Source organism: Priestia sp. 53B2 (genome assembly GCF_056099005.1).
Genome location: NZ_JBLZXA010000035.1, coordinates 1 through 2,091, shown reverse-complemented (window position 1 = coordinate 2,091; position 2,091 = coordinate 1). Strand labels below are relative to the sequence as shown.

Here is a 2,091-nt window from a genome sequence, read left to right as displayed (position 1 = left end):
GTGTGTGATGAGGATACGACAGCAAATGGACCTGCAATGGGAGGCTTGAGCCGTATGAGTTGAAAGGCTCACGTACGGTTCTCAGGGGAGTTAGGGGCAGTGATGCCCCTCGCTTACCCGACTAAACGGAATATGTTACTGATCTTCCAAGAAAAAAATTCTGAAAAGGTATGTTGAACATCGCCATTTAGTGAGATATATGAATAAAAAAGTAAAAAGTATTAAGCGAGAAGGTGCGTCTCGTCTAATACTTTTTTCATTATTTTAAGTGGTAAGTTTTATGTTTAATTTTATGAAATCCTATCTGTTAGTTTACTAAATACAATTGGCTTTGTACTTAACATTGGTGGTAAATGCAATTTAAACTGTGATAATTCCCCTTCTACGTCCATCTCATAGGCAATTAATACATTCATTTCTGTATGAGAAAGATTCCACTTCGTTGTGTACATGTTGTAATGATGATGTTTCATCTCTATATCAACTGATTCCCACTTTAAATATAATGTATCATTTTGTTTATACACTTCAATTTTTCCATATGCAGGATGCTCAAATATCCCTGTATACTCTTCTATTGCATGTGTAAGGGTTGTCTCTTTTACTTGTGGAAGAGGCTTATCTAATTCTTTCATCATTTCTTTAAATTTAGCTGTATCTTCTACAGCTCTTTTATACCAGTCAATTGCATCTAGCCCCAGAAGCTCATCATAAATTCGATTCGCAAGGTAAGATGGTAATAACGTTGTTCCAGTGTTTGTTAATATAACAAGTCCCATATTTTCCTCTGGTATAAAAGATACGAGTGCTGAAAATCCGTCAATATTCCCACCGTGATGGATTACTTTATAACCGCGATATGCACTAATAAACCAGCCAAGTCCATAACAATTTAGTGTTGTTTCTGATGTGGATAAAAGTGGTTCATCCGGAATTGGGATATGCGGTTGATACATCTGCTGTAACATATTCGGTGTAATAAGCTCATGTTCGCCCACTTTCCCTTGATTTAAATGGAATAGCACCCATTTGGCCATATCTTCTATATTTGAATTTATGCATCCTGCAGCGCCAACTGTATCGATGTTACGAAATGGGACTTTGACTATATCTTCGTTTTTTTCAATGTATGGAAGTGCGTGATCATCTTTTTCTTGTGAAGTAGTAACCGAGAAATTTGTATCTTCCATATGAAGAGGTTGCAGAATATGTTCGGTTACATATTGTTCCCATGTCTGATTTGTAATTTCTTCTACCATATAGCTAATGGTTGCATACATTAAATTATTATATAGAAAGCTTGTACGAAATGGTGCATCTAGCTCCAAATATTGAATTTTTTCCGCGATGTCTTTTCGTGTTAATGAAGATCCATACCATAGCAGTTCATGACGACTAACACCAGAACGATGAGAGGCTAAATCACGAGCTGTAGTTTGTGAGCTTACTAGAGGATCGTGGAGTGAAAAAGTAGGAATATAAGTCTGGATAGATTTATCCCAATTAAACTTTTGTTGCTGGGCTAGCAAACTTAGAGAAAGTGTACCAAATGCTTTTGTAGATGAACCAATTGCAAACAGTGTATTTGGTGTAACAGGTTTTTTATTTTCAATGTCACGATATCCAAATCCCTCAGAAAGAATAATTTCTCCATCTTTTATGATTGCGACTGCTGCCCCTGGTACATTTAGATTCTTCATCATTTCCTTTGTATAACCACGTAGGCGACCTGTAAGAGAGGATTTTATTTTTTGCATAAGACTTTGTCTCCTTTACCATTTTTTTCTACAAGTAGGTTATTTCGAGATAAAGAAAAGAAAGACCTTGTTGTTAACAAAGATGTCATAATTTTAATTTAATAATTCATCATTAATGATAAAATACAACAAGGAATATATATCCATTCATTCCTACTTGAAAATATCTTTAAACAAGATCATTAAAAGGAGAAGGCTTAGATGATAACTTTTGTGCAAGTGATTTTAGCAATCTTTATTTTAATAGGAGGATTTATAAAACTTTTTCGTATACCGTTTCAAGTTGAACATTGGCGGCACTATCGATACCCATTATGGTTCATGTCTGCAATTG

The 2,091-nt window shown here is 35.1% G+C and carries 2 protein-coding genes; one reads left to right on the top strand and one right to left on the bottom strand.

What is annotated here, in order from left to right:
• Nucleotides 1-290 precede the first annotated feature (290 nt).
• Complete coding sequence (locus ACN6NE_RS28905) at nt 291-1,757, bottom strand: serine hydrolase (protein WP_474328818.1); 1,467 nt, start codon at nt 1,755-1,757, stop codon at nt 291-293.
• A gap of 201 nt (nt 1,758-1,958) precedes the next feature.
• On the opposite strand from ACN6NE_RS28905, the gene ACN6NE_RS28900 reads away from it, so the two are divergent.
• A partial coding sequence (locus ACN6NE_RS28900) for a DoxX family protein (protein WP_205654831.1) occupies nt 1,959-2,091 on the top strand: 133 nt, incomplete at its 3' end.

What these genes read in the sequence shown, in the direction of transcription:
- ACN6NE_RS28905 (WP_474328818.1), bottom strand. Translation starts at nt 1,757, where the DNA reads ATGCAAAAAATAAAATCCTCTCTTACAGGTCGCCTACGTGGTTATACA.